The 4,277-nt window shown below is 69.9% G+C and carries 3 protein-coding genes; all 3 read right to left on the minus strand.

The features are described from left to right. A partial coding sequence (locus ACIRDX_RS21020) for a heparinase II/III family protein (RefSeq protein WP_396627392.1) occupies nt 1-1,811 on the minus strand: 1,811 nt, incomplete at its 3' end. Beyond that, the gene (locus ACIRDX_RS21025) at nt 1,808-2,842 is read right to left on the minus strand and encodes a polysaccharide deacetylase family protein (protein ID WP_396627393.1); all 1,035 of its coding nucleotides are present in this window, start codon (nt 2,840-2,842) and stop codon (nt 1,808-1,810) included. The genes ACIRDX_RS21025 and ACIRDX_RS21020, both read right to left, overlap by 4 nt. Further along, nucleotides 2,839-4,277: glycosyltransferase family 2 protein (locus ACIRDX_RS21030; protein ID WP_396627394.1), on the minus strand; the 1,439-nt coding region annotated here is incomplete at its 5' end. The genes ACIRDX_RS21025 and ACIRDX_RS21030, both read right to left, overlap by 4 nt.

Below are 4,277 nucleotides of genomic sequence, written 5' to 3' on the forward strand. Positions count from 1 at the left end.
TGCCCGACGAACTCGTCGTACACGATCACATAGCCGCCGTCGCGCAGCCAGGCGGCGCGGCGATGCGTGACCCCGTCGGGACCGCGGTCGTATCCGTCGTGCGCCCCGACCGCCCACGCCCCCGCGCCGTCCGTGGCCCAGCCTTCCGGAAATGCCCGCCAACTGTATGCCCAGGCCATCTTGCCCAGGTGTCGTGCCTGATCACGGCCGTCGATGCGGGCCGTGTTGTGCGCGGCCGTCTCGCGGAAGTGCGCTTCCCAGGTGCCGCCGCAGTTGTACGCGTGGAAGCCGGAGTCGATGAGGACGCGTTGCCCCCGCAACCCGACGATCACCGACAGGCAGTCGGCATGCCCGTGCATGGAATTCGGAATCCCGTCCGGGCGCATGCCCGCCGCCTGCTCCCCGCAGTCGAAGCAGACGTAGTCGGCGGTCGCGGACCAGTCGCTGCGCAGGACCCAGTAACCGCTGTGGGGCAGGGCGAGGGAGGTGTCGAGGGGGGGCGACGCGGGCAGCGCCTCGAAGTGCTCCAGGCCGGACGGGCCGAGCAGCCAGAGGGCATCCTCGTGGAAGCGACCGGCGCTGGCCTTGAAGTCGCCCCTGCGGAACAGCACGGCGCCCAGCGCCTGGTACGGCCGGAAGTCCCAGAAGGGCAGGTGCTCCATCCGGATCGGCTTGCCATCATCGGCTCCGCCGATCTCCGGTGTGCGTCCATCGGGTTGCTGCAGGGCCATGCTGAAGGCGATGCCGCGCTCGATCGCCTGCCAGACAGCGGGGGAGAGCTCCTCCCCGATGGCGCGGGCCGTCAGCGCGGCGAGGAGATAGTCGCCGACGCTGGCGTGATGGTAGAACGTCGACTGCTCGACGGTGCCGCCATCGGCGTAGAACTGCTCGGCGAGGCGTCCCTCGAGCACGGCCCTCGCCGTGGTGCGCCACCGCGGCGCGTCGGTGAACTCCGGAAAGCTGGCCCCGAGCATGTACAGCGCGGCGGCCTCGCCAATCAGGTGATTGTAGGGACTCGAGTAGTGCTCGAGGTGCCGCTCGATGAAGCGGCCGGCATCGTACATGCCGCACAGCCACTCGAGGTGGAAGTCGTCCGGGAGCGCATGCGCGGTGAGGGCATAAGCCCACAGCCACGAGAACGCACGGAACGCCGGCTCGAGGGCACAGGACCAGTGCACGCCGGTGCCGTACGGGTTGCCCGCCATCCAGCTGCGCACGAGGAACTGCAGCGAGGCCAGGCTGTCGCGATCGTCGTCGAGGAAGACGGCGCGTCCGAGGTCCACGAGGTACTGCTGGCGACTCAACTCCCACACGTGCTTGACGTCGCCGTAGCCCTTGTTGCCCCCGTGGACCGGGACGTCGGCGTGGAAGACCGCGGGCCATGCCTTGCGCGACACCGGATCGTCCTGCCACGCGATGTCCCTGTCGTACTCGAACGTCTCGCCGAAGAAGGTGAAGCGGTGCGCGCGCGTCTCGGCCGCGCGCCGGCGCATGTCCTCGCGCTCGTCCCGATAGCGTGTCTCGAATAATTGCCGCATGACGTCGCGCTGGCCGATGGACGGCAGGAAACGCGACGTTGCCCCGGCACGGGATTCCAGCAGGCGTCGCTGCCAGTCCCCGCCTCGCAGGTCGGCGCGCAGCGCTCCCTGCAGTCGATCCGGCGGTGCCAGTGTCCCGCGTGCATGTGCGCGCCGCTCGAACGCGATGGTCGCGGCGTAGCGGAGGCGGTGCGCGAGCTCGGTCGGCGACATGGCCCGCAGCTTGCGCAGGCGGCGGCCGAGCCCGATGAGCCGGTCCGGAGGGGCGCTCATCCGCGGGGCTTCGGCCGGAACGCGAAGCGCTCGACCTCGAGCGCGAAGACCAGATCCTCGAGTCGCTCCTCGATCTCCACGCGTTCGAGCGCGTACGGGTTGCTGGTCAGCGAAGAGAAGCCGTTGCTCGACGTCGCGGCCCCCGTGAAGCCGGCGCGCTCGGCCATCGCATGCAGGTCCGGGGTGTGATAACGCTCGGCTCCACCGTTGGGATACGAGAACTGCGTCACCTCCTCACCCAGACGTTCCCGGAGTGCGCGGCGACACCCGTCGATCTCCTTCCACGCGTCCTCGGGGCCGGCGCTCGGAAGGTTCGTGTGCGTGAGGGTGTGCCCGCCCATGTCCATGCCCAGGCGGACCATCTCGTGCACCTGATCCCAGGTCAGCATCGTCGCTGTCGGCGCGGCCGGCATGCCTGCCAACTGGCGCAACTGGTCGAGGAGGGCGTTGCGCACGGGGATGGGGTTGCCCTTGCACAAGCGCGTGAATGCCCGAGACGCACGGTTCCTGTCAGCGTCGGTCACGAGCGGGAGCGTCAGGGGCGCAGGAATCGTCAACGTCACGCTCGGCCCCGGCAGGCGGCGGGCCAGGGTCTTCACCTCGGTGGGCCAGAACGGCTGGCCGTCGGCGAGGCAGTGCGCCGTCAGGTAGAACGTGCCGACCACGCCGTACTTGTGCAGCGTGCGTGCGGCGCCCAGGTTATCGGCGTAGCCGTCGTCGAACGTGATCGCGACGGCATTCGGGGGAAGCGCTCGCCCGGTCTTGATGCGCGCCACGGCCTCCGGCAGCGGCAGCACCGCGTACTGCGCCGACAGGTAGGCGATGTGCGCGTCGAAGGCCTCGGGGCTGACGCAGATGCCCGGCTCGGCGTAGGCGTAGCCCTCGGGACCACACACGGCGTGGTACCGGAGGATCGCCACGCCGCGACTCGGGGCCAGGGTCCGGATGGCGCGGTACCCGCCGGCGGCGAGCAGGATCGACTTGGCCGCCGGGGCGAGACCCCGGCGCAGGTGCGAGAAGGCTGAGCTCATAGGGAACCGACCGGCGTGCGCGGGAACCGCCGCCAGGCCACGGCCTGCCCGCCGATGAGGCCACGCAGCATGCCGGTCGCGGCAGCCACGTGGACCATGCCGAAATAGTAACAAAGGCCAATGGGCAGCAGGCGCCGCAGCGGCTCGAACACGCCGAGCACCCCGACGCCCATGGCCACTACCACGCCCCACCAGAGGAAGGCGTACGCCACGCTCTCGCCACGCATGGCGAAGCAGGCCGCGAAGAAGAAGGCGCCGACCACCGGCGACAGCCAGCGCAGCACCTTGTGCGAGAAGAGCGAAAACACCACCTGCGGAGCCGCCCACGGGATCTGCGAGCGCCCGCGCTCGAGGAACTGCACGGCGCCAGCCACGATGCGCGTCTTGCGTGAGAACTCTTCCCACGTCGAACGGGAGCCGTGCTCGAAGGCGATGGCCCCCGCTTCGAAGACCACCCGATGGCCTGCCTTCACGACGGCCATCGGCACGGCCATGTCGTCGAGCACCGTGTCGTTCGGTGGGGCCACGAACAGCTCGCGCCTGACGGCGTACAGCGCGCCGTCCACGCCCACCATGGATCCGAGTTCCGACTCGACCCGCTGGAGCCACCGTTCGTACCGGTAGTAGAGGTCTTCGGGCTGCGCGAGTGCCGCGCGCTCGCCGGTGAGGATCACGTCGCCACTCACTGCACCGACCCTGGCGTCGGCGAAGTTGCTGACCAGGGCCAGCACCGCGTCGGCGCGCAGGAACGCATTGGCGTCGGTCATCACGACGATCGCCTGGTCGATGTTCTGCATGGCCGTGGCGACGGTGGCGATCTTGCCGCGTCGCTGGGGGAACGCCAGGAGCGTGACCCCGCGATCGGCGAACCGCTGAGCGATCGCGTTGGTGTGATCGCGTGACCCGTCAGACGCCACCACGACCCGGAGCAGTTCGGGCGGGTAGTCGATGGCGAGGCTGTTCTCCAGCTTGCTGGCGAGCACGGCTTCCTCGTCGTGGGCGGGGATGAGCAGGCAGACAGTCGGGAGGGGGTCGGGCCGCGTCCTCGCCACGGGCCGATACCGCATGGCGCGCGCCAGGCCGATGACGAGCGGGTAGCCGACAAACAGGTAGACGATGAGTCCGAGCGACGCCCAGAATGCGACCCGGACGACCCTGGGGTGCCCCTGGAACTCGACGCCGAGCCACGCCAGGAACAGGACGGCCGCCACCAGCGCGCTGCCGGTCCACAGGTCGACCATGCCAGTGCGTCCGGCACCCGTGGTGGCTTGCCGGGGCGTGCTCCACACACCCGAGACGCGACCGAGCGATCCCTTGAGGAGCCCCACGACCGAGGCCAGGTTCAGCACGCCGAAGTACCAGGCCACCTGCAGGAGGCGGCGTGTCTGGGGGACGGCCATCAGGACGAGCACCGTCGCCGCCAACGCCGCCCAGA

Source organism: Luteitalea sp. (assembly GCF_044337415.1).
GTDB lineage: Bacteria > Acidobacteriota > Vicinamibacteria > Vicinamibacterales > Vicinamibacteraceae > Luteitalea.